The 22,262-nt window shown below is 59.0% G+C and carries 23 protein-coding genes; 20 read left to right on the top strand and 3 right to left on the bottom strand.

What is annotated here, in order from left to right; genetic code table 11:
• Positions 1–49: 49 nt before the first annotated feature.
• The 8 genes from fliL to flhB all read left to right on the top strand — a co-directional run bounded on the left by fliL (position 50) and on the right by flhB (position 5,644).
• Positions 50–541, top strand: a complete 492-nt coding sequence (gene fliL, locus LG327_RS10810) for a flagellar basal body-associated protein FliL (protein WP_404361821.1) — start codon at positions 50–52, stop codon at positions 539–541.
• Positions 542–606: 65 nt separating this feature from the next.
• Complete coding sequence (fliM, locus tag LG327_RS10815) at positions 607–1,602, top strand: flagellar motor switch protein FliM (RefSeq protein WP_404361822.1); 996 nt, start codon at positions 607–609, stop codon at positions 1,600–1,602.
• A complete protein-coding gene (gene fliN / locus LG327_RS10820) occupies positions 1,602–2,102 on the top strand; it encodes a flagellar motor switch protein FliN (protein ID WP_404361823.1) in 501 nt (166 codons plus the stop codon). The genes fliM and fliN overlap by 1 nt, the downstream gene beginning before the upstream one ends.
• Positions 2,103–2,230: 128 nt before the next feature.
• Complete coding sequence (gene fliO / locus LG327_RS10825) at positions 2,231–2,644, top strand: flagellar biosynthetic protein FliO (protein ID WP_404369352.1); 414 nt, start codon at positions 2,231–2,233, stop codon at positions 2,642–2,644.
• Positions 2,641–3,402 carry a flagellar type III secretion system pore protein FliP gene (fliP, locus tag LG327_RS10830; protein ID WP_404361824.1) on the top strand — a complete coding sequence of 254 codons (762 nt, stop codon included), beginning with the start codon at positions 2,641–2,643 and terminating at the stop codon, positions 3,400–3,402. Before fliO ends, fliP begins: the two co-directional genes overlap by 4 nt.
• Before the next feature lie 22 nt (positions 3,403–3,424).
• Positions 3,425–3,694 (top strand): flagellar biosynthesis protein FliQ, encoded by a 270-nt coding sequence (gene fliQ, locus LG327_RS10835; RefSeq protein WP_404361825.1) that lies wholly within the window; start codon positions 3,425–3,427, stop codon positions 3,692–3,694.
• 3 nt (positions 3,695–3,697) lie between these two features.
• Positions 3,698–4,483, top strand: coding sequence for a flagellar biosynthetic protein FliR (gene fliR, locus LG327_RS10840; protein ID WP_404361826.1), 786 nt, complete (start codon positions 3,698–3,700; stop codon positions 4,481–4,483).
• A 24-nt stretch (positions 4,484–4,507) separates the two neighbouring features.
• Positions 4,508–5,644: a flagellar biosynthesis protein FlhB gene (flhB, locus tag LG327_RS10845; RefSeq protein WP_404361827.1), complete on the top strand. Its 1,137-nt coding sequence runs from the start codon at positions 4,508–4,510 to the stop codon at positions 5,642–5,644.
• A gap of 330 nt (positions 5,645–5,974) precedes the next feature.
• Here flhB and LG327_RS10850 read toward each other — a convergent pair whose 3' ends face one another.
• The 3 genes from LG327_RS10850 to upp are packed head-to-tail and all read right to left on the bottom strand — an operon-like array spanning position 5,975 to position 8,739.
• Positions 5,975–6,826, bottom strand: coding sequence for a class I SAM-dependent methyltransferase (locus tag LG327_RS10850; RefSeq protein WP_404361828.1), 852 nt, complete (start codon positions 6,824–6,826; stop codon positions 5,975–5,977).
• On the bottom strand, positions 6,810–8,099 hold the full coding sequence (locus tag LG327_RS10855) for a uracil-xanthine permease family protein (RefSeq protein ID WP_404361829.1): 1,290 nt from the start codon (positions 8,097–8,099) through the stop codon (positions 6,810–6,812). Before LG327_RS10855 ends, LG327_RS10850 begins: the two co-directional genes overlap by 17 nt.
• A gap of 1 nt (position 8,100) precedes the next feature.
• Entirely contained in the window at positions 8,101–8,739 is a 639-nt protein-coding gene (gene upp / locus LG327_RS10860) for a uracil phosphoribosyltransferase (protein WP_404361830.1), read from the bottom strand.
• A 259-nt stretch (positions 8,740–8,998) separates the two neighbouring features.
• Here upp and flhA point away from each other — a divergent pair, with 259 nt between their 5' ends.
• The 12 genes from flhA to LG327_RS10920 all read left to right on the top strand — a co-directional run bounded on the left by flhA (position 8,999) and on the right by LG327_RS10920 (position 22,241).
• The gene (flhA, locus tag LG327_RS10865) at positions 8,999–11,167 is read left to right on the top strand and encodes a flagellar biosynthesis protein FlhA (RefSeq protein WP_404361831.1); all 2,169 of its coding nucleotides are present in this window, start codon (positions 8,999–9,001) and stop codon (positions 11,165–11,167) included.
• A 59-nt stretch (positions 11,168–11,226) separates the two neighbouring features.
• Positions 11,227–12,501 carry a flagellar biosynthesis protein FlhF gene (gene flhF, locus LG327_RS10870; protein WP_404361832.1) on the top strand — a complete coding sequence of 425 codons (1,275 nt, stop codon included), beginning with the start codon at positions 11,227–11,229 and terminating at the stop codon, positions 12,499–12,501.
• A gap of 59 nt (positions 12,502–12,560) precedes the next feature.
• Positions 12,561–13,373: a MinD/ParA family protein gene (locus LG327_RS10875; protein ID WP_404361833.1), complete on the top strand. Its 813-nt coding sequence runs from the start codon at positions 12,561–12,563 to the stop codon at positions 13,371–13,373.
• A 71-nt stretch (positions 13,374–13,444) separates the two neighbouring features.
• A complete protein-coding gene (locus LG327_RS10880) occupies positions 13,445–14,170 on the top strand; it encodes an RNA polymerase sigma factor FliA (RefSeq protein WP_404369355.1) in 726 nt (241 codons plus the stop codon).
• A 180-nt stretch (positions 14,171–14,350) separates the two neighbouring features.
• On the top strand, positions 14,351–14,734 hold the full coding sequence (cheY, locus tag LG327_RS10885) for a chemotaxis response regulator CheY (protein ID WP_404361834.1): 384 nt from the start codon (positions 14,351–14,353) through the stop codon (positions 14,732–14,734).
• A gap of 32 nt (positions 14,735–14,766) precedes the next feature.
• Positions 14,767–15,570 carry a protein phosphatase CheZ gene (locus LG327_RS10890; protein ID WP_404361835.1) on the top strand — a complete coding sequence of 268 codons (804 nt, stop codon included), beginning with the start codon at positions 14,767–14,769 and terminating at the stop codon, positions 15,568–15,570.
• A gap of 13 nt (positions 15,571–15,583) precedes the next feature.
• Positions 15,584–17,719: a chemotaxis protein CheA gene (locus LG327_RS10895; RefSeq protein ID WP_404361836.1), complete on the top strand. Its 2,136-nt coding sequence runs from the start codon at positions 15,584–15,586 to the stop codon at positions 17,717–17,719.
• A 35-nt stretch (positions 17,720–17,754) separates the two neighbouring features.
• On the top strand, positions 17,755–18,885 hold the full coding sequence (locus tag LG327_RS10900) for a chemotaxis response regulator protein-glutamate methylesterase (protein WP_404361837.1): 1,131 nt from the start codon (positions 17,755–17,757) through the stop codon (positions 18,883–18,885).
• A complete protein-coding gene (locus LG327_RS10905; protein WP_404361838.1) occupies positions 18,885–19,625 on the top strand; it encodes a flagellar motor protein in 741 nt (246 codons plus the stop codon). Before LG327_RS10900 ends, LG327_RS10905 begins: the two co-directional genes overlap by 1 nt.
• Positions 19,626–19,659: 34 nt before the next feature.
• Positions 19,660–20,442, top strand: coding sequence for a flagellar motor protein MotD (gene motD, locus LG327_RS10910; RefSeq protein WP_404361839.1), 783 nt, complete (start codon positions 19,660–19,662; stop codon positions 20,440–20,442).
• 163 nt (positions 20,443–20,605) lie between these two features.
• Complete coding sequence (locus LG327_RS10915; RefSeq protein ID WP_404361840.1) at positions 20,606–21,394, top strand: ParA family protein; 789 nt, start codon at positions 20,606–20,608, stop codon at positions 21,392–21,394.
• A gap of 55 nt (positions 21,395–21,449) precedes the next feature.
• Entirely contained in the window at positions 21,450–22,241 is a 792-nt protein-coding gene (locus LG327_RS10920; RefSeq protein WP_404361841.1) for a chemotaxis protein CheW, read from the top strand.
• Positions 22,242–22,262: the final 21 nt, after the last annotated feature.

Genomic DNA, 22,262 nt, shown 5'->3' on the forward strand with positions numbered 1-22,262 from the left:
ACCCCTTTAGTTGACCCTCCGGTTGACGGTTTTCTGGCAGAAGCGACTTATGGCTGAGAACACTGAAGCGGCGCCGACCGCCGGTAAAAGCAGGCTTAAACTGATCATTCTGGTGGTGGTTGTCATCATTCTGGCGGTGGGCCTCTCGATAGCAGGCACTCTCTGGTTTCTCGGCAACTCTTCGGGGGCTGAAGAACCCGCTGAAGCGGAACCCGTGGTATTCCAGGCCAATCAGTACTATGTGATGAGCAAGCCCCTGGTTTCCACCGTCCAGGCGGAAGGAAGGCAACGTTACGCCCAGGTGTATATTGCCTTCACCTCGCCAGACCCGGAGGCTCTGGCGGCAGTCGAAACTCACCTGCCGCTGATCAGAAGCCAGTTGCTGGCAGTGCTGGGCTCCCGGACGTTCACTGGCCTGCAGACCCCGGAAGGCCGGGATGAGCTGATTGCCGAGATGCTTGCGACAGTCAATCAGACGCTGGAAGGCGAGGGCGAGCCGCCGGTTGAGAAGGTACTTTTCCGGAACTTTGTATTGCAGTAACAATGCGTTCCCGCGAACGTGTGTGCACGCCCGATACCGGGCTGACCTGAGGGGCAGGACAAGCTATGCAGGACCTACTGTCACAAGATGAAATCGATGCCCTCTTGCACGGCGTTGACGACGGTGACATTGATACTTACGACGAGGTCGACGAGCAGGGGGTAAAAGACTACGACCTCTCAAGTCAGGACCGCATTGTCCGCGGCCGAATGCCGACTCTGGAGATGATCAACGAGCGCTTTGCCCGATACACCCGCATCAGCCTTTTCAATCTGATGCGACGTAATGCGGATGTGTCCTCCGGAGGCGTCCAGATCATGAAATTCGGTGAGTACATTCACACCCTGTATGTTCCCACCAGCCTCAACCTCGTGAAGGTTCGCCCTTTGCGGGGCACCGGCCTGTTTATTCTGGACGCGAAACTGGTGTTCAAGCTTGTAGATAACTTTTTCGGTGGGGAAGGCCGGCACGCCAAGATTGAGGGCCGGGAATTCACCCCGACAGAGACCCGCATCGTTCAGATGGTGCTTGGCCAGGTATTCCAGGACATGAAGGAAGCCTGGCACTCGGTCCTGAAAGTGGATTTCGAATACCTCAGCTCGGAAGTGAATCCGGCGATGGCAAACATCGTCAGCCCCAGCGAGGTGGTGGTTATCAGCACCTTCCATATTGAGCTGGATGGTGGCGGTGGCGAGCTTCACATGGCACTGCCCTATTCAATGATAGAGCCCATCCGGGATGTGCTCGATGCGGGTGTCCAGAGTGACATAGATGATGTTGACGAGCGCTGGGTCAACGCCCTGCAGGAAGACATCAAGGAAGTGGTGGTTCCGGTCAACTCGACAGTGGTCAGGCGCCAGGTGTCACTTCGGGAAGTGGCCCGGTTCAAGGCTGGGGACATCATTCCGGTGGAGCTGCCTGAGACCCTTACCGTCACGGCCAACGGCATTCCGATTTACAACGCCTCCCTGGGAACCAGGGACGGCAAGCTCGCCCTCAAGATCCGGGACCGTGCCAGAAAGCCGGTAGTGAAAAAGCAACTGAAATCAGGTGGAACGTAATGGCCGACGACAAAAAAGACCCCAAAGAGATGAGCGAGGACGAGAAACTCGCTGCCGAGTGGGAAGCTGCCATGGAGGAGTCCGGAGACAGCGACGATGAGGGTGGAGACCAGGAAGACGAGTGGGCGGCGGCCATGAAGGAGGCGGGTGATACACCTGCGACAGACGCGGCGAATGTGAAGAAGCCTCCGATGGAGGAATTCGATGAGAGCCCGTCTTTCGGCCAGGGTGCTACCTCGCCGGATCTGGATGTCATTCTTGATATTCCAGTGACCATTTCCATGGAGGTTGGCAATACCGAGATTCCCATCCGCAACCTCCTTCAACTGAACCAGGGCTCTGTTATTGAGCTTGACCGTCTGGCCGGCGAGCCGCTGGATGTGCTGGTTAACGGCACCCTGATCGCCCATGGTGAAGTTGTGATGGTGAACGAGAAGTTCGGTATTCGCCTGACCGATGTGATCAGCCCGGGCGAGCGCATCAAAAGGCTGGCCAGATAACCATGGCAGAAGGAACTTTCGTGGGTCATCTGAGGCGCGCTGTCATTGTGTCCGGCGCTGCCATGGGCGTGGTTCCGCTTGCGGCGGCAGCGGAAGCCGAGCAGAAGAGCCCGGGCGGATCCTCGCAGATGATTTCGCTGGTCACCCTGGGGCTTGGCCTGCTGGCGGTGATTGCCATTATTTTTGGCTGTGCCTGGATTGTACGCCGGATGAGCGGCCTGAGCGGTATGAACAACCAGGCCATCAAGGTGGTTTCAGTAATGGCTCTGGGTGCCCGGGAACGCATAGCGCTGATTGATGTTGGTGGCACCCAGATTCTGGTGGGTATCACTGCCTCTGCCATCCGGACCCTGCATGTGTTCGATGAGCCGGTGGTGACGCCGGGGGATAGCGGCAAGAGCGATTTTGCCCAGCGTCTCCAGGGCCTCATCGGCGGCAAATGGCAGTCCCAGCGACCACCGCCGGATGTCGATCTGATGAACCCGAAAACGGGTGCTGACTCCTCCTCCAAACCAGGAAGGTCTGACGGAAAATCTTCATGAGCGTGTTTTTGAAGCAGGTATTACCAGGTCTTGCAGGCCTGGTGCTGTCACTTATTGCGCCGGCTGCGCTGGCGGACCTCCCTGGCATTCCGGCCTTCACGGTAACTCCGGGCGAAGGGGAGGGCGTCGAGGAATACTCGGTCACCCTGCAGATTCTGGCGCTGATGACCGCGCTGACTTTCCTGCCTGCCATGCTGATGATGATGACGTCCTTTACCCGCATCATTGTGGTCTTTGCCATTCTGCGCCAGGCCCTGGGTCTGCAGTCCACGCCATCCAACCAGATTCTGCTGGGGCTTACCCTGTTTCTGACCATTTTCATCATGAAGCCGGTACTGGAGGAAGCCAATGTGCAGGGGCTCCAGCCCTACCTGCAGGAAGAGGTCACCTCGCTGGAAGCAGTTGAGCTGGCCAGTCAGCCTTTTCGTGAATTCATGCTGGCCCAGACCCGTGAAGATGATCTGGGGCTGTTCATGAGGATTGCCGACGAGCAGTACGATGCGCCCGAAGATGTATCCTTCTGGGTATTGATGCCGGCATTTGTCACCAGCGAGCTGAAAACCGCCTTTCAGATTGGCTTCATTTTGTTCATACCCTTTCTGATCATCGACATGGTGGTAGCAAGCGTCCTGATGGCGATGGGTATGATGATGCTGTCGCCAATCATCATTTCGCTGCCATTCAAGATCATGCTGTTCGTGCTGGTGGACGGCTGGGCGCTCATTATGGGTACCCTGGCCGCCAGCTACGGCATCTAGCACTGACACCGGAGGCTGCAACATGACACCCGAAACCGTAATCGACATCATGCGCGAGGCACTCTGGATGATCGTGCTGCTGGCGGGCGTCATCATCGGCCCCGGCCTCGTGGTCGGCCTGGTGGTGAGTACCTTTCAGGCCGCCACCCAGATCAACGAGCAGACCCTGAGCTTCCTGCCCCGTCTTATGGTGACCCTCATTGTCATCATCGCCGCCGGGCCCTGGATGCTGACCCAGCTGCTGGATCATGCCAATGCGCTGATTTCCAGCATTCCCTACATCATCGGCTGATTCATGATCCCTTCTGAACTCAGTGCGGACATACTTGGGCAATGGGTAGGGCAGCACCTGTGGCCATTGTTCCGTATTGCCAGTTTCATGATGGTCATCCCGGTTATCGGTACCCAGCTGGTTCCCATGCGGGTCCGGCTCGGTCTTGCCCTGCTGGTCACCATTCTGGTGGTACCCATGCTGGACAGCGTTCCACAGGTGGAGGCGCTGTCGGCAGACGCGGTGGTGATTACTCTCCAGCAGATTCTCATTGGTGTGGGCATGGGCTTCGCGCTCACGGCCCTGTTTCAGCTGTTCGTGGTGGCGGGCCAGATGATTGCCATGCAGATGGGCCTCGGGTTTGCATCCATGGTGGACCCCGCCAACGGCATCACCGTTCCGGTTCTGGCCCAGCTGTATACAATCACGGTGACCCTGTTGTACCTGGCGATGAACGGTCATCTCGTGGCATTCGAGGTGTTTCTTGAGAGTTTCCGGACCCTGCCCATCGGCCTTGAAGGCCTGGGTCAGGAGGGCGTCTGGGCACTGGCACACCGCATCAGCTGGATTTTCGTATCCGCCATGCTGCTGGCGCTGCCGGCGGTGACGGCGGTGCTTATTGTCAACATTGCCTTTGGCGTGATGACCCGGGCGGCGCCCCAGATGAACATTTTTGCCCTTGGTTTCCCCATCGGCCTGTTGTTCGGCCTGTTTTCGATCTGGGTGCTTCAGGCCAATTTTCTGCCGCATTTCCAGCAGTACACGGAAGAGACCTTCGAATTCATGCGCCAGCTCCAGGGGCAGCCCTGATGAGTGAAAGCAGGATGGTGACCCATGGCTGAAGAAAACGACAACAGTCAGGAAAAGACCGAAGAGGCCACCCCCCGAAGGCTTGAAAAAGCCAAAGAGGATGGCCAGACCGCCCGTTCAAAGGAACTGGCCACCATGGCTGTTCTGCTCGCTGGTGCCGGCGGCCTGCTGATGTTTGGCGGCAGCCTGGGGGCAGCGCTGGAAAACATCATGCGGGGAAATTTCTCCATTGAACGGGATGCCATCTTCGATACCAGCCAGATGGCCATGCACCTGTACGATGCAGCCCTGCATGCATCCGTTGCGTTGATCCCCATCATGGTCCTGCTGTTCATTGCGGCCATTGCCGGTCCCATAGGGATTGGCGGTATTCTGTTCAGTGGCAAGGCGATCACCCCAAAGCTGAACAGGATGGACCCCATCAAGGGGCTCGGGCGGATGTTCTCGGCCCGCTCTCTGGTGGAGCTGGTCAAGGCCATTGCCAAGGTGGGCTTTGTCATGGTTATTGCCATTCTGATTCTGGACCTGCGCACCCAGGATCTGCTGTCGATTGCCGATGAGCCTGCCATGCCGGCCATGGCCCATGTGCTCTGGACTCTGGGCTGGAGTTTCTTTCTGTTGTCCTGCGCCACCATTGTGATTGCTCTGATCGACGTTCCTTTCCAGATCTACGATCACGCCAAGAAACTCAGGATGACCAAGCAGGAGGTCAAGGACGAGTTCAAGGACACGGAAGGCAAGCCGGAGGTGAAGGGACGCATCCGTCAGCTGCAGCAGGAAATGGCCCAGCGCCGGATGATGTCAGACGTGCCGGGAGCGGACGTGGTCATCACCAACCCGACCCATTATGCAGTCGCTCTGAAATACGACCAGAACACCATGGCGGCGCCGGTGGTGGTGGCCAAGGGCGGGGATGAAACCGCTTTCAAGATCATGGAGATTGCCCGGGAGCACAAAATCGACATCCTGCGGACTCCGCCGCTTACACGGGCGGTCTATCACAATACCGAAGTGGGTGGAGAGATTCCGGATGGTCTCTATATGGCCATAGCCCAGGTGCTGGCGTATCTGTTTCAGATGCGGAATTTTCGCCGCGGCATGGGCCCAAAGCCCGGCATGCCGAAATTCCCGATACCGCCGGATCTGCGCAGGGATGTCTGACGAGAGGGCCAGCTGGTAGCTGATTCTGCGGAGGATGGAGCAAGCGAACAGTTCTTTCCAAAACACGCTGTAAATACCCCTTCGGGGTCCGGCCTGCAGTCGCAGATTGCAGTCGTTCGGCTGCGCATGAAGCTTTGCTTCATAAACGCTTGCCTCACCCCTGTACGCTCGGCCTCCGCCCTCATCGCTTATCGCTCCTGCGTCGCGCTGAGGTCCGGTGCTGGCCATCCCTGGCCAGCCCGTGAAGAGCTCTCGCTCTTCACCCATGGCTCCGGACGGTTTTGGAAAGAACTGCCCGCTCGCTCCTCGCACTTGGGTGCTGAACAGCGATCAGCTGCGGGCTTCAATAACCCTGACAAACGGATCCTGCCGGCTGCGGGGAATGGGCAGGAGATCGTAGAAATCCGCCGGGTTGTGGACCCGGACCTCGGGAAAACCCTGATTTTCCAGATGCTCCCTGGCCTGTTCGTCATCCTCGAAATGAAAGCTAACCTGGCTGCGGGTCATGCGCCCCAGCAGACTGGCGGAGGCTTTGAGCCCGCCCCGGATCAGCGGCTGCTGTGGCATCAGATAGCTTTCCGAGAGGTAGATCGAGCCTGGCTGCTTTGCCATGACCTTCCCAAGACGCTGCCAGAAGCCGTCAATCACCTTCAGTGGAAAGTAGCTGGTGAGCCCCTCGGTGATCACTATGAAGGGCTTTCCGGGATCCAGCACCCTTTCGACTACCGCTTCCAGGGTGTACTCACCGGTTTCCGCAAGAATATCGATGGGGGTTACCTGGTGATGCTGGCCCAGCCGATTGGTGGCCATCAGCCGCAATGCCTTGCGGGCAGCCATGTCCGGCAGGTCTGCCTCGACCACGTGCAGGGTGGGGTGGTGCTGCCGTAGCCGCAGGCCCCGTGGCGACATGCCACAGGCAATTTCCAGCACCTGATCAATGCCCTGTTCCTTTATGGCCCTCTCGATCAGGTGATCAATAATCAGATGCCGCTGCAGCAGAAAGGTTCGCAGATTCCCCCCGGCAATCAGCTGGCTGGCCGCCTCGAAGGGAGTCATCAGGTGGTACAGCCAGCGCCCCTGACTGGTGGCGAGGCTGTCATCGGAGAGGCCATTCTGATGCCAGACAGCGCCTGTGTAGAGCGCAGTAAAGCTGATTCCCGAGCTGTCAGAAGGATTCTTCAAGAGACGCGTCTCCCCAGGCAACCCTGTTGCCAGGCAGAACCAGGTTAAGCAGGATGGCCACCAGTCCGGCCAGGGCTATGCCCTCTATCTGGCCAACCGCCATGCCACCTATGCCAAATACAAGTGTGACGCCGGCAATTACCAGATTGCGCCTCTCGGAAAGGTCCACCTTGTGCCGGATCAGAGTGTTTAGGCCAACCACCGCAATAGAACCGAACAGCAGGCACAGGATGCCCCCCATGACAGGTACCGGGATGGACTGAAGGGCCGCGCCAAACTTGCCAACGAAGGCGAGCACAATGCCAATGCCCGCGGCCCAGAGCATGATCCGCGGATTGAAGTTGCGGGTCAGCATGACAGCGCCGGTAACCTCCGAATAGGTGGTGTTGGGCGGGCCGCCAAGGAGGGCAGCGGTGCTGGTCGCCAGCCCGTCGCCGAGCAGAGTCCGGTGGAGGCCCGGGCTTTTGATGTAGTTTCTGCGCGTGACGCTGCCAATGGCCAGAACATCGCCTATGTGCTCAATGGCCGGCGCAATGGCAACCGGCAGCATGAAAAGAATGGCCGACCAGCTGAACGCCGGCGCAACAAAGCTGGGAACGGCGAACCAGGGAGCTGCCGCCACAACGCTGGTATCCACTATGCCCATGAGGGCGGAAAGGATATAGCCGACTGCAACCCCGAACATGATGGGGATCATGCGGAACAGCCCTCTGGCCCAGATCGCCACGGCGATGGTGACGCCAAGGGATATCATGGCAATGGTGATGGCTGTGGCGTAGGGCACCAGCTGCACGCTGCCATCGCCGGCCCGGCCGGAGGCCATGTGAACCGCCACCGGTGCCAGGCTGAGGCCAATCACCATGATCACCGGGCCGATCACCACGGGAGGCAGCAGGCGGTTAATGAAACCTGTACCCCTGAGCTTGACCGCACCGCTCAGGATGACGTAGAGGGCGCCTGCGGCGAACAGCCCGCCCAGGGTTTCCTCAAGGCCGAATCGGGCATTGGCAGCCATGATCGGGGCGATGAAGGCGAAAGAGGATGCCAGAAAAATCGGAATCTGACCGCCGGTAACGATATGGAATATCAGGGTGCCAAGGCCGGCGGTGAACAGGGCAACGTTGGGATCCAGGCCGGTGATAAGCGGCATGAGCACCAGTGCCCCGAAAGCCACCAGAAGCATCTGGGAGCCGGCCAGAGCCTGGCGCCAGGCCGGTTCCGGAGCCTGCCTGGGGACCTGGTCCTGTGCCTGTTGTGAAGAGGGCTCATTCATGTCAGACATCCTTCTGTTTGGTTCCGAAAATCTTGTCGCCGGCATCGCCGAGGCCCGGAAGGATGTAACCTTTTTCGTTCAGGCAGTCATCGATTGAGGCGGTATAGATGGATACATCCGGGTGGGCCTTGAGAACCTTCTCCACGCCCTCGGGGGCCGCCACCAGAACCAGCGCCCGGATCTCCGTGCTACCCGCCCGCTTCAGCAGATCGATGGTGGAAATCAGCGAACCGCCGGTGGCCAGCATGGGATCGATGATCATGGCGAGGCGCTGGTCCAGTTCGCCCACCAGCTTCTCCAGATAGGTGCTGGCCTCCAGGGTCTCTTCGTTGCGCACCTGTCCTACCACACTGACCCTCGCTCCCGGGATCAGGCTCAGAACGCCATCCAGCATGCCCAGCCCGGCCCGCAGAATTGGCACGATGGTGACCTTTTTGCCAGTGATCCGCTCCACTGTTACCGGACCGGCCCAGCCTTCAATGGTCTCTTCCTGGAGCAGGAAATCCTGGGTTGCTTCGTAGGTCAAAAGGGCGGCGACCTCCTGGGCGAGCTCGCGAAAATTCTTGGTGCTGATCTCGGCGCGGCGCATGAGGCCAAGCTTGTGACGGATCAGGGGATGTCGTACCTCATGGATCGGCATGGCTCACCTCTGGCTGGCTGACAGTGTCCCGGCCGCCTGCGTTAGCTGAAACCCCGGGGTTCCGGCTCTGACAGGCGCCGGCGTATGTAAAGAGTGGGCGACAGGATACCGTATCTCCGGTTGTCCGTCAGGCAACCCGGCGGGAAATTTCTTTCAGGCTGGTATGGATCTTGCCACCTCTCCTGCAGAACGGGTCTTTGTGTCAAAAATCTGACCAGCAGGACCTGCTTAATCGCGAAATCCGGGAGATCCTCCAGCAATGGACAGAGCTTTAGCCCTGCGAAATGTCAAAAGCCTGACGAGCGGCAGTCTTGGCGTTCCCATCCTGTTGATGGCGCTGCTCGGCATGATGATCCTCCCCATGCCGGCCTTTCTGCTGGACGTGCTTTTCACTTTCAACATCACGCTTTCCATCGTGATTCTGCTGGTCGGGGTATACGCGCTGCGGCCCATGGAATTCGCGGCCTTTCCCACGGTCCTGCTGGTGGCGACACTCCTGCGTCTGGCCCTGAACGTTGCCTCCACCCGGATCGTACTCCTTGAAGGTCACGAAGGTGGCGATGCAGCAGGCAAGGTCATTGAGTCATTCGGTGCCGTTCTGATTGGCGGCAACTTTGCCGTGGGTATTGTGGTTTTTGCCATTCTCATGATCATCAACTTTCTGGTGGTCACCAAGGGTGCCGGACGGGTTTCCGAGGTAAGCGCCCGTTTTACCCTTGATGCCATGCCCGGCAAACAAATGGCCATTGACGCCGATCTCAACGCCGGTCTGATTAACCAGGAGGAAGCCAAGCACCGTCGTTCCGAGATCGCCCAGGAAGCTGACTTCTATGGCTCCATGGACGGCGCCAGCAAGTTCGTGAAGGGTGATGCTGTTGCCGGGCTGCTCATCCTCGCGATCAATCTCTTCGGGGGCGTTGCCATTGGCATGGTCCAGCACGGCCTGGATTTCAGTCAGGCCATGGAAAACTACGCCCTGCTGACCATTGGTGATGGTCTGGTCGCCCAGATTCCCTCTCTGTTGCTGTCCACGGCGGCAGCCATCATGGTGACCCGGGTTACCTCAAGCCAGGACATGGGCGGCCAGATACTCCAGCAGATGTTCACTGCGCCCAAGGCCCTGGGCATAGCAGCTTTCATCCTGATCGTTCTGGGCCTGATTCCCGGCATGCCCCATGTTGCCTTTTTGGGGCTCGGATCCCTCTCGGCCGGCATGGCTTATCTGATCTGGAAAAAACAGCAGCAGACGGAAGAGGACGATGCGGTCTTCCCGGCCCGCGATGGCGCAGGTGCCAGGCCGGCATCTTCCTCCGGCGGCGCGCAACTGACCGGAGACAGCCAGCAGGCTCTGCCGGCGCCCGGGGAAACCCGGGATCTGGGCTGGGAAGATGTTGCCACAGTGGATATTGTCGGCCTGGAAGTGGGCTACCGGCTGATTCCCCTGGTGGACAAGTCACAGGGCGGCCAGCTTCTGACCAGAATCAAGGGTGTGCGTAAAAAGCTGTCCCAGGATCTCGGCTTTCTGATGCCCTCGGTCCATATCCGGGACAACCTGGATCTGATGCCCAATGTCTACCGCATCACCCTGATGGGGGTGACCATCGCGGAAGCGGAAATCCACCCGGACCGTGAGCTGGCCATCGACCCGGGCCAGGTATTTGGCAAGATCGAAGGAATCCAGGGCAAGGATCCGGCATTTGGTCTGGACGCGAGCTGGATCGAGCCGGACAAAAAAGACCAGGCTCAGACCCTGGGCTACACGGTGGTGGATGCAAGCACCGTGGTCGCGACCCATCTCAACCAGATTCTGCAGAAGCATGCCCATGAGCTGCTGGGTCATGAGGAAGTACAGAAGTGGCTCGATCAGCTGGAGAAGATGTCCCCCAAGCTGGCAGAGGAGCTGGTTCCCGCCACCGTATCCATCAGCGTTCTGCTTCGGGTGCTGCAGAACCTTCTGAAGGAAGAAGTGCCGATCCGGGATATGCGGTCCATTGCCGAGTCTGTCGTAAACGTCCACCCCAAGAGCCAGGATCCGAAAGTACTGACCACAGCAGCCCGCCAGTCCCTGCGGCGAATGATCATCCAGAGCATCTGCGGCAACGAATCGGAGATTCCGGTAATCACCCTTGACCCGGAGCTGGAACAGTTATTGCTTAAGTCCATGCAGCAGAGTCAACAATCCGGCGGTCAGGATGACATTGGTCTGGTGCTGGAGCCTGGCATGGTGGAAAAACTCCAGCGCTCCCTTCAGGAGAGTGCCCAGCGCCAGGAAATGCTCGGCAAGCCGGCAATCCTGCTGGTATCGGCACCCCTGAGGCCGGTAATGGCCAAATTTGCCAGCTTCGGTGTTGAGCGCCTGCATGTCCTGTCCTATCAGGAGATGCCGGAAAACAAGCAAATCACGATTGTGGCGTCCGTGGGCAATTAGAGACACGGCGCCATCAGGGCGACGGTTCAATGACTGTCACCGGTGGAGGATAAATCAGTATGAAAGTGAAACGGTTTTTTGCGCCCTCCATGGCGGAAGCACTCAAACGGGTCCGGGAACAGATGGGCGCCGACGCGGTGATTCTCTCCAATCGCCGGGTAGACGGCGGCGTCGAGATTGTGACGGCACTCGATTATGACGAGAACATGGCGCGCCAGTGCCTTGGCGAAGCCGCGATCGAAGCCACCAATGGCTCCCGCCTTGCAGAAATGCAGGCGGATCATCATCGCCGCCTTGAAGACGAACTCAGCCGCTCCCGGGAGAGAATTCGCGATGTGCGGCAAAAACGTGCCGATGAAGGTGCCGTGCGTCATCCCGCGAGTCGTGCCCCTGAACCGGCAGCTCCGGTGCAGGCGGAAATCTATCCCGAGCAGGCCCTGGCTGAGATGCGGGCAGAGATCAACTCTCTGCGGGACCTGGTCGGTGGTGGCCAGCCAAAACCAGCTCCGGTTGCTGCCGCAGCTCCCGGCCCGGACGCCATTCAGCAGCGGCTGACAGAGCGTCTGGAAGAATTTGGCCTGACCCGTAACCTTGCAGCAGCGCTGGGGCGCAGTCATGGCAAGGGGCGTCTGGACGATGGCTGGAAGACTGCGCTCAAGACACTGGCGGCCGGCATCAGGACATCAAAGACTGAGTGGCTGGAAGAGGGCGGCGCCTTCGCACTTGTGGGACCGACCGGCTCGGGTAAAACCACCACCATCGGGAAAATGGCGGCGCGGTATGTGCTGCGTCATGGTGCCGACTCCCTTGCACTGGTGACCACGGACCGTTACCGGGTGGCTGCCCATGAGCAGTTATTCGTCTTCGGCCGGATTCTGAATGTTCCGGTGCGGGTGGTGGATGAAAGTCATTCACTCGACGATATTCTCGATGAACTTTCCGATCGCCATCTGGTGCTGATCGATACTGCCGGCCTGACCCAGTCGGATAAAGGCTACCAGGAGCAGCTTACGGAACTGGCCCAGAGCCGGCACCGCATCAAGTCCCATCTGGTCGTGCCCGCCACCAGCCAGCCGCGCATCATGAAATCCATGTGGCATTGCTATAAGATGGCAAATCTCGCGGGTTGCGTGATGACAAAGCTGGATGAGTCCCTCACTCTGGGTGAAGTGCTGGGTTTTACCATGGAGACCGGGCTCCCGGTTGCGTACTACACTGATGGCCAGAAGATCCCCCAGGATCTGCATCATGCCCAGGCGGTGCCGCTGGTCCGGCTTGCGGTGGAGCGCCTGAAGGCGCTGCAGCGTGAGCAGGCGATGGCAGAGGGTGCCTGAGGAGGCGGGTAACCGCTTCGGTCGGCTCAGCAACAACATGTCAAGAGACAAGAACCAACATGAGCAAAGCACATCCGGTACAGGTGATTGCAGTCACCGGTGGTAAAGGTGGCGTAGGAAAAAGCAACATCTCCGTTAACCTGGCGATCGCGCTGTCCCAGCTGGGGCGGCGGGTGGTGGTTCTGGATGCGGACCTCGGGCTGGCAAATATCGATGTGCTGCTTGGCATTACCTCCAACCGGAACATTGCCGACGTCCTCGAAGGCAGGTGTGATCTCAGGGACATCCTTGTGGATGGTCCCGGAGGCATCAAGATCGTCCCCGCCTCGTCCGGCACCCAGCACATGACCCAGCTCAGCTCCATGGAACATGCTGGTCTGATCCACGCCTTCAGCGAACTCGCGGACCAGATTGATGTGCTGATTGTCGATACCGCCGCTGGCATTTCGGAATCGGTGGTCAGTTTTCTGCGGGCATCACAGGAGCTGCTGCTTGTTGTATGCGACGAGCCCACGTCGATCACCGATGCCTATGCCCTGATCAAGCTTATGAACCGGGACTACGGCACCAATCGTTTTCGTATTCTGGCCAACCAGGTGCGCAATGAGCAGGAAGGCCGCCATCTGTTTGGCAAGCTGACCCGGGTAACGGAGCGCTTTCTCGATGTTGGGCTACAATACGTCGGCATGGTCCCATACGATGAAGCGGTCAGAAAGGCTGTGCAGAGACAGCGCGCTGTGCTGGATGCCTACCCCCGTGCCAAGGCATCCCTGGCTATCAAGGCGCTGGCAGAGAAAGTGGACAGTTGGCCTTTACCGTCTTCCGCCCGGGGCCATCTTGAGTTCTTTGTTGAGCGGTTGATTGAAGCCTGAACATCTTTTATGACTGGTACCGAAGCGGGCTTCTGGTCCTCTCACACTCCGAACCATAGATAACTGGATACATCACGTTGGCGAAAGGCCTGGGAATCTATCAGCAGACCGGCGCGGCTCAGACACACTCTCTGGTTGAACAGCACGCTCCGCTGGTCAAGAAAATCGCACTTCACATGCTGGCGCGGCTTCCTGCCTCGGTCCAGCTGGACGACCTCATGCAGGCTGGAATGATTGGCCTGCTCGAGGCGGCCCAGAAATACCAGTCATCCAAGGGCGCTTCTTTTGAAACCTATGCGGGCATCCGTATCCGGGGCGCCATTGTGGATGAAATGCGCAAAGGGGACTGGGTACCCCGTTCGGTGCATCGCAATGCCCGCCGCATCGCCCAGGCCATCAGGGCGGTTGAAAATGCCACGGGTAGCGAGGCCCTTGATGCCGACGTCGCCGAAGAGCTCGAAATGACCCTCCCGGAGTACCATGCCTGCCTGAATGATGCCAGTACCGGCAGACTTTTCAGTCTTGATGAGCTCAATGAATCTGGCGAGCTGCCGATAGAAGAGTCAGACGCATCAGATAATCCTCTCGAAGGCGTAACCTCCGATGCATTCCGGCAAAGCCTGGCTGCGGCCATTGGCGAACTTCCGGACCGGGAGAAGCTGGTGCTGAGCCTGTACTACCAGGATGAGCTTAATCTCAGGGAAATCGGTGCGGTGATCGGGGTCAGCGAAAGCCGGGTCAGCCAGATACACAGCCAGGCCGCTCTGCGCCTCAAGGCCCGTCTGGCGGACTGGTGACAGTGTTTTCGAGGTAGATGTGTAGTGTTTGGTAACGAGCGCTTTACAACGCGGCGCCAGACAAGACAATAGGCGATGTAATCTGGAGCCGGGTGGGCGCAGCGCCTCCCGCGGTATAAATCCTGGCTATCCGGGCCGGGAATTGACGTTTAATCCGGGCGTTATTAACTGGAGGTCCCTTTGGACAAGAACATGAAAATCCTGATCGTGGATGACTTTTCCACGATGCGCAGGATCATTAAAAATCTGCTGCGTGACCTTGGCTTCACCAATACCGATGAAGCCGATGACGGAAATTCGGCACTTCCCATGCTGAAAAGCGGGAAATACGACTTTCTCGTGACGGACTGGAACATGCCTGGCATGTCCGGCATTGATCTGCTGAAAGAAGTCCGGGCCGACGAAAACCTGAAGACCCTTCCCGTGTTGATGGTGACTGCCGAAGCCAAACGGGACCAGATAGTTGCGGCCGCCCAGGCGGGCGTGAATGGCTATGTGGTCAAGCCGTTTACGGCTGCGGTACTGAAGGAAAAGATTGAAAAAATCTTTGAACGTATTCAGTAAACCTCCAGTCAACAAGGGCCGGGCGAACGCTCATGGGCAAGAAAGCAGAAAACAAGACAGATACAGATACGCAGCCTGAACTCGACGCGAAAGTCACTGACAGGCTCAGGGTTCAGGCCGCAGAACTTGTAGAGCGGGTGAACGCAGGTGACTACGCCAGTGCCATGGTGCTCATCAACGAACTCAATGAAGTTCGGGATCAGAGCCTTTACCGGGAAGTGGGCCGTCTGACCCGCAGTCTGCACGAGGCCATCCGAAACTTTCAGATTGACCCCCAGAATGCCGAGCAGCAGGAAGCACTGTCCAAGATGTCAGATGCTTCTGACCGGCTGGAATACGTGGTCACCATGACCAGCAATGCCGCCAACCGCACCATGGATCTGGTCGAAGATGCCATGCCCCGGGCGAGTGCGCTTCGGGATCAGGCCAGTGCTTTCCGTGACGACTGGCAGCGCCTGCGTCGGCGCGAAATGGAGCCAGCGGAGTTTCGCGAGCTTTACCACCGGCTGGACAATTTCTTTGTAACTCTGGCTGCCGATGCGGAGGCCATCTACGGCAATCTCTCCGAGATCCTTCTTGCCCAGGATTTCCAGGACCTCACCGGTCAGGTGATCCAGAAAGTAACCACCCTGGTAAAGGAGGTGGAAGAACATCTGCTCAGTCTTGTGGTCATGGCAAGCCATGTCGACAAGATCACCGGAACAGTTCACGACATTGCCCAGCCGGAGGCTATCTCCGCTGAAAAAGGGCAGGGACCGCAGATCAATACCGGGCGGGCCGATGTTGTGTCTGACCAGGGTGATGTCGATGACCTGCTGTCCAGTCTCGGTTTTTAATTGAGGGTATTACATGGCAATTGACGCTGACGACGAGATTCTCCAGGACTTCCTTGTGGAAGCCGGTGAAATTCTTGAAAAGCTATCCGGGCAGTTGGTGGATCTTGAGCAGAATCCCGATGACAGCAACCTGCTGAATGCCATTTTCCGGGGCTTTCATACCATCAAGGGTGGCGCCGGATTCCTGCAACTGGATGCCCTGGTCCGCTGTTGCCACTCGGCCGAGAACGTCTTTGACACCCTGCGCAACCACAAGCGGCGGGTGGACTCTGAGCTGATGGACGTGGTGCTTGAAACCCTCGATCACGTCAATGCCATGTTTGAACAGGTTCGCAACCAGCAGGACCCCACGCCTGCGCCGGAGCAGCTGATAAGGGCGCTTGACAGCTTCGCCGAACCGTCTTCCGGAGTGGCACCGGCCGAAAAGCCAGTTGAGGAATCGCCAGCCAGTCCGGCTCAGGGTGCCGAAGAGGGCGATATAACCGATGAAGAGTTCGAACAGCTGCTCAATGCCCTTGAGGACGAAAAGGCCGCGGCGGTCAGCGAAACTCCCGTTGCCCCTGAAAGCGGATCCACCAGCGATGAAATTACCGACGACGAGTTTGAGGCGCTGCTGGACGACCTTCATGGCAAGGGCCGGTTTACCGGCCCTGCAGATCAGGCCTCTTCAGCTTCTTCTGCTGACAGCAGCATCCCCCCGGAGACAAAAGGTCAGGCTGGCGGTGGTGACGACCTGATCAGTGACGACGAATTTGAAAGCCTGCTGGATGAGCTTCACGGCAAGGGTGGCAGCCCCACTGCTGCCCAGCAGAAGGCCGCTGCCGACAAAGCGGATAAGGACAGAAAAGCCGCAGCCAGTGCGAAAGCCCCTGAGCCTGCCGGCGAACAGAAGTCGGCAGACCGACCGGAGCCTGCATCCGGACCGGCGGTTGACGACAAGCCTGCCAGGGCCGTGGCGATGCCGTCAAAAGATGTTTCGGCGCCCGCTGGGGAGACCACGGTCCGGGTTGATACCAAGCGTCTCGACGACATCATGAACATGGTGGGCGAGCTTGTCCTGGTGCGAAACCGGCTGCAGCGCCTGGGCTCCCAGAGCGAAGACGAGCACATGCAGAAAGCTGTCTCCAATCTGGATGTGGTGACGACGGATCTTCAGTCTGCGGTCATGCAGACACGCATGCAGCCGATTAAAAAGGTGTTCGGGCGCTTCCCGAGGGTGGTACGGGACCTGGCGCGCAGCCTCCAGAAAGAAATCAGTCTGGTGATGCACGGCGAGGACACGGATCTGGACAAGAACCTGGTGGAAGCCCTCTCCGACCCTCTGGTTCACCTGGTCCGTAATTCGGTGGATCACGGTATTGAAGCGCCGGATGTCCGGGAGAAGGCCGGCAAGCCAAGGGTTGGAACTGTCACGCTGTCGGCGGAGCAGGAAGGCGATCACATACTGCTGGTGATCGAAGACGATGGTGCCGGCATGGACCCTGAGAAACTGCGCCAGAAGGCTGTCGAAAAGGGACTTTACGATCAGGACGCGGCTGACCGCCTGAGCCGCGCCGAGTGTTTCAATCTGATTTTCTCCGCCGGCTTCTCCACCAAAGACCAGATCTCCGATGTGTCTGGCCGTGGGGTGGGCATGGATGTGGTCAAGACCAAAATTGGCCAGCTCAACGGCATGATCAGTGTCGAGTCGGAACTGGGGAAAGGCTCACGCATCGTGATCAAGGTGCCTCTGACTCTGGCGATCATGCCGACCCTGATGATAATGCTGGGAGACCAGTCCTTTGCCCTTCCGCTGGTGAACGTAGTGGAAATCTTCCACCTGGATCTGACCAAAAAGAATGTTGTAGACGGCCGGGAATGCATCGTAGTGCGGGACAAGGTATTCCCCCTCTTTCATGTCAAACGCTGGCTGGTGAAGGGTGCTGCTGGATCGCCTCCGCCTGGTAGTGGCCACGTGGTCATAGTTGCCATGGGCACCAGACGTGTCGGTTTTGTGGTGGATCAGTTGATTGGTCAGGAGGAAGTGGTTATCAAGCCCCTCGGGCGCGCACTGCAGGGAACGCCGGGCATGGCCGGTGCGACAATTACGGGCGACGGCCGTATCGCGCTGATTATCGATGTGCCCAGCCTGCTCCAGCGATACGGCTGAGTGGCGGTTTCCGGGTTCGCGTTGAGGAGAGGTGCATGACGGTTTCTGTTCTGGTCGTTGATGATTCGGGGTTTTTTCGCAAGCGACTGACTGAAATCCTCAACGCCTCCGACAACATAAAGGTGGTAGGTGTTGCCACCAACGGCCGTGAGGGCGTCGAGATGGCGGCAAAGCTGCGGCCCGACGTCATTACCATGGATTACGAGATGCCGGTGATGGACGGCATCACCGCGGTACGGGAAATCATGAAGCACCGTCCCACTCCCGTGCTGATGTTCTCCTCCCTTACCTATGAGGGCGCGAGGGTCACCCTGGATGCCCTTGAAGCCGGTGCTGTTGACTTCCTGCCGAAGAATTTCGAGGAGATCGCGCGGGATTCCAGTCAGCTCCAGAAAATTCTCCGCGAGCGTATTCTGGATGTTGCCCGAAGCAGTCCCGGCGCACGCCTGCCGCCTGTGGCACCGGCGCCAGTTTCTCCGGCCTCTGTTCAGCGGCCAACTGTTGCCCGGGAGCCAATCGCTCCGGGACGGCAGCAGCCAGCCAGACCCGGCGAATCGGAAAGTCCGAAAACTCCGGCCCGCCGCACTGCGGCCAGATCCTTCAGTGTGGTTGCCATTGGCACTTCCACCGGTGGGCCGATTGCCCTGCAGCGCGTACTGACTGGCCTGCCCGCCGGATTTCCCGCTCCCCTGGTTCTGGTTCAGCACATGCCAGCGAGTTTTACCCCAGCCTTCGCTGACCGCCTTAATAAGCTGTGTCAGATCGAAGTCCGTCAGGCCGAGGAAGGGGACCTGCTCCGGCCGGGCCTCGCTCTGCTGGCTCCTGGTGGCAAACAGATGATGATCGAAAACCGGGGGGGGCAGGGCCGCATCAGGATTCTGCCGGGTGATGAGCGGCTAAATTACCGGCCCTGCGCGGACGTCACCTTTGGCTCCCTTGCGCGCAGCTTTCCCGGCAAGACCCTGGGTGTGATCCTCACTGGCATGGGAGCGGATGGTAAGGAAGGGTGCCGCATGATGAAGGATACAGGTTCTCTTATCTGGGCCCAGGACGAGAAAACCTCGGTGATCTATGGCATGCCCATGGCCGTGACAAAAGCCGGGCTGACCGACGAGATACTCGCCCTTGGTGATATTGGGACGCGCCTGGTGGAGGCGGTGGTCTGATGGATATTCTCAGCCTGCTCGGGATCATCCTCGCCTTTGTGGCTATTCTGGGTGGCAACCTGCTGGAAGGCGGTGCCCTGTCTTCCCTTTTCAACGGGCCGGCGGCGCTGATTGTGATCGGTGGCACCCTGGCCGCCACTATCCTGCAGACTTCCTGGCCTACCCTGAGAAGAGCGTTTCTCCAGGTGCGGTGGGTCTTTGTGCCCCCGTATATCGGCCTCGAAGATGGTATGGGCAAGGTGATCGACTGGAGCGTCAAGGCACGGAAACAGGGTCTGCTGGGGCTGGAAGGTCTGGCGGAACGGGAACCTGAAAGATTTGCCCGCAAGGGTCTTCAATTGCTGGTAGATGGTGCTGAAATTGAGTCCATTCGCAGTATCCTTGAGGTTGATCTTGAGTCCCGGGAGCAGCGGGATCTGGATGCCTCCAGAGTATTCGAGGCCATGGGGGGCTACTCCCCGACCATTGGCATAATCGGCGCTGTCATGGGCCTGATCCAGGTCATGACTAACCTGGAAGACCCGAGCAGTCTTGGCAGCGGCATTGCCACCGCCTTCGTGGCCACCATTTACGGCGTGGCACTGGCCAACCTGCTGTTTTTCCCTATCGCCAACAAAATGCGCGCCCTTGTCCGGGAGCGCTCCCGCTATGAAGACATGATGATTGACGGGATCATCGCCATCGCCGAGGGGGAGAATCCACGCTCCATCGAACTCCGTCTGCGTGGTTTCATCCACTGATGGCGGCCGTCGCTCATCAGGCGCCGGGTGATTCATGAGGCGTCGCCGGCAACCCCAGGACGATCTCCACAACCAGGAGCGCTGGCTGATCTCCTATGCGGATTTCATCACCCTGCTGTTTGCGTTTTTTGTGGTGATGTATTCCGTATCCTCGGTCAACGAGGGCAAATACAAGGTTCTTTCCGACACGCTCACCGGCGTGTTCAACGCACCACCCAAATCGGTTCAGCCCATCGAAGTCGGCGAATACGAGCCGGCGGTGACGGAAATCCAGCGAAAGGATGTGATCGATCCGCCGGTCACCGAAGCGCCACGTAACACTGAGATGGAGGCAGAGAGCCGCTCCGAATCTTTCCGCGCCATGGCCAGCCAGTTTGAACTGGCGTTTGATGAGCTTATTGATCAGGGCGTGGTCACCCTGGAAACCAGTGACCAGTGGATTGAGCTGAGTCTGCGAAACAGCCTGCTGTTCAGCAGCGGCGACGCCGAGCCCCACTTCGACGCCTTCGAGATAATCGACTCCATCGCCGACATACTTCGGGATCAGGACAACGCGATCCGGGTCGAGGGATTTACCGATGACCGGCCCATACGGACGTCGGCCTTCCCCTCGAACTGGGAGCTGTCAGCGGCACGGGCAGCTGCCGTGGTCAGGGTAATGGCCATGGAAGGCGTAGAACCGGAGCGGATGGCGGCGGTTGGTTATGGCCAGTTTCAGCCGGTCGCCCGTAATGATGCGGCAGAGGGGCGCAGCCGTAATCGCCGGGTTGTGCTGCTGATTTCCCGGGACGCCAGCATCCGGGGCGTGATGCGCTAGCAACCTGGCACGGAATCTGTATTTATTCCTCCGGCGTCGGTTTTCAGGCAGCTTTTTGCCGTATGACGTGTCTCATTTTCCGGCCTTGGCCGGTGTGATCTCAAGTCGATAGCCCTCATGCCGATATGTGGTCGTGAGGGCAGTTCATTTCTGGAGAAGATCTGTGCGTATCTGGGCGGTAGCCAATCAGAAAGGCGGTGTGGGCAAAACCACAACAGTGGCCGCCCTTGGCGGTTTGCTGGCCCGGGGCGGCAAACGGGTTCTGGTGGTTGATCTCGACCCCCATGGCTCCCTGACCAGTTGGTTTGGTCACGATCCGGATACTATTGCACACAGCGCCTTCGACCTTTTTCAGCATGAGGGCAGGGTGCCAGAGGGCCTGCCTGCCCGGTTGCTGGCGGAAACCGGCTGTTCCGGGCTTTCCCTCTTGCCTGCCAGCACCGCGCTCGCCACCCTGGAGCGCAGGATGGTGGGTGTCGAAGGGATGGGGCGCATTGTGTCCCGGGCTCTGGCTCAGCTCTGGGACGACTTTGACTATGTGCTGCTGGATAACACCCCTTCTCTTGGTGTTCTGATGGTCAATGCTCTGGCGGCAGCCCAGCACCTCGTGGTGCCGGTGCAAACCGAATTCCTGGCGATCAAGGGCCTGGAGCGGATGCTGCACACCCTGGAAATGATCATGCGCTCCCAGAAAAACCGCCTGGGCTATACCATTGTTCCGACCCTTTATGACCGCCGTACCCAGGCCTCTGTAAAGAGCCTCAACGCCCTGCGCCGAAGCTACCCGGACGAACTCTGGCGGTTCGCCATTCCGGTTGATACGAAATTCCGGGACGCCAGTCAGGCGGGCCTGGTGCCCTCTGAGTTCGACAGTGAAACCCATGGTGTAAGGGCGTATCGGCGCCTGTTGAGCGATCTTCTCGAACAGACCAGCTCTTCGGGGGGCAGCTGATGGGTGGCGGTTTTTTGACGCACTGGAAAGGGCGGAGTGGCCGGAGCTCAGGTTCATGACGAAGCCCTGGGAAATGAGCTACGCGGAGCCTGCGAGCGCTCTTGCCAGTTACCTGGACGACCTGCTGAGTACCGCCGTGGGTAACGCCCGGGAGCAGGAGCCGGAAGCGCCAGAGATCCGCCCGCCGTCACGGCCTGCACCTGCCGGGCGCCCCCGGGCATCCTCTGACTCGGCACCTGGGCCTGTTGTTCCGGCGAACGTATCTGTTGTCCCACCGATGCCCCCGACACCTGTTATTGAAAAGGCGGTCCGGGAGCAGGCTCCGGTTGTGGCGGATATTCCCGCCAGCCCGCCGGCCGCTCCTCCAGAGCCGGACCTGCGTCCGTCCTGGTCGGAAAAACCGTTTGAGTGCCTCATTTTCAAAGTGGCAGGCCTGCAGCTTGCGGTGCCACTTGTGCTGCTTGGGGCAATTCACCGTATGGATGAGCGGGTCAAACCGATTCCAGGCCGGCCGGCCTGGTACATGGGGATGCTTCCCGGCCGCGACCACAACCTTCGGGTGGTTGATACTGCCCAGTGGATCATGGCGGGCCGTGTGCCTGAGGGAGCGAGGGAAAACTATCGCATGGTTATCCGGCTCGATAACAGTGAATGGGCACTGGCATGCGATGATGTGGCACAATCATTCACGCTGGATCCCAGCGAAGTGCGCTGGCGGTCCGCACGCAGCAAGCGGCCGTGGCTGGCGGGGACGGTGGTTAAGCACATGTGCGCACTCATTGATGTGGGTACTATGGCATCCTTGCTCGCACGTGCCGAGCGGGAGCAGCGTCTCGAGCTGGATTGACCGGCATTGGACACCCAGGGA

This window comes from Marinobacter sp., assembly GCF_044799475.1.
GTDB lineage: Bacteria > Pseudomonadota > Gammaproteobacteria > Pseudomonadales > Oleiphilaceae > Marinobacter.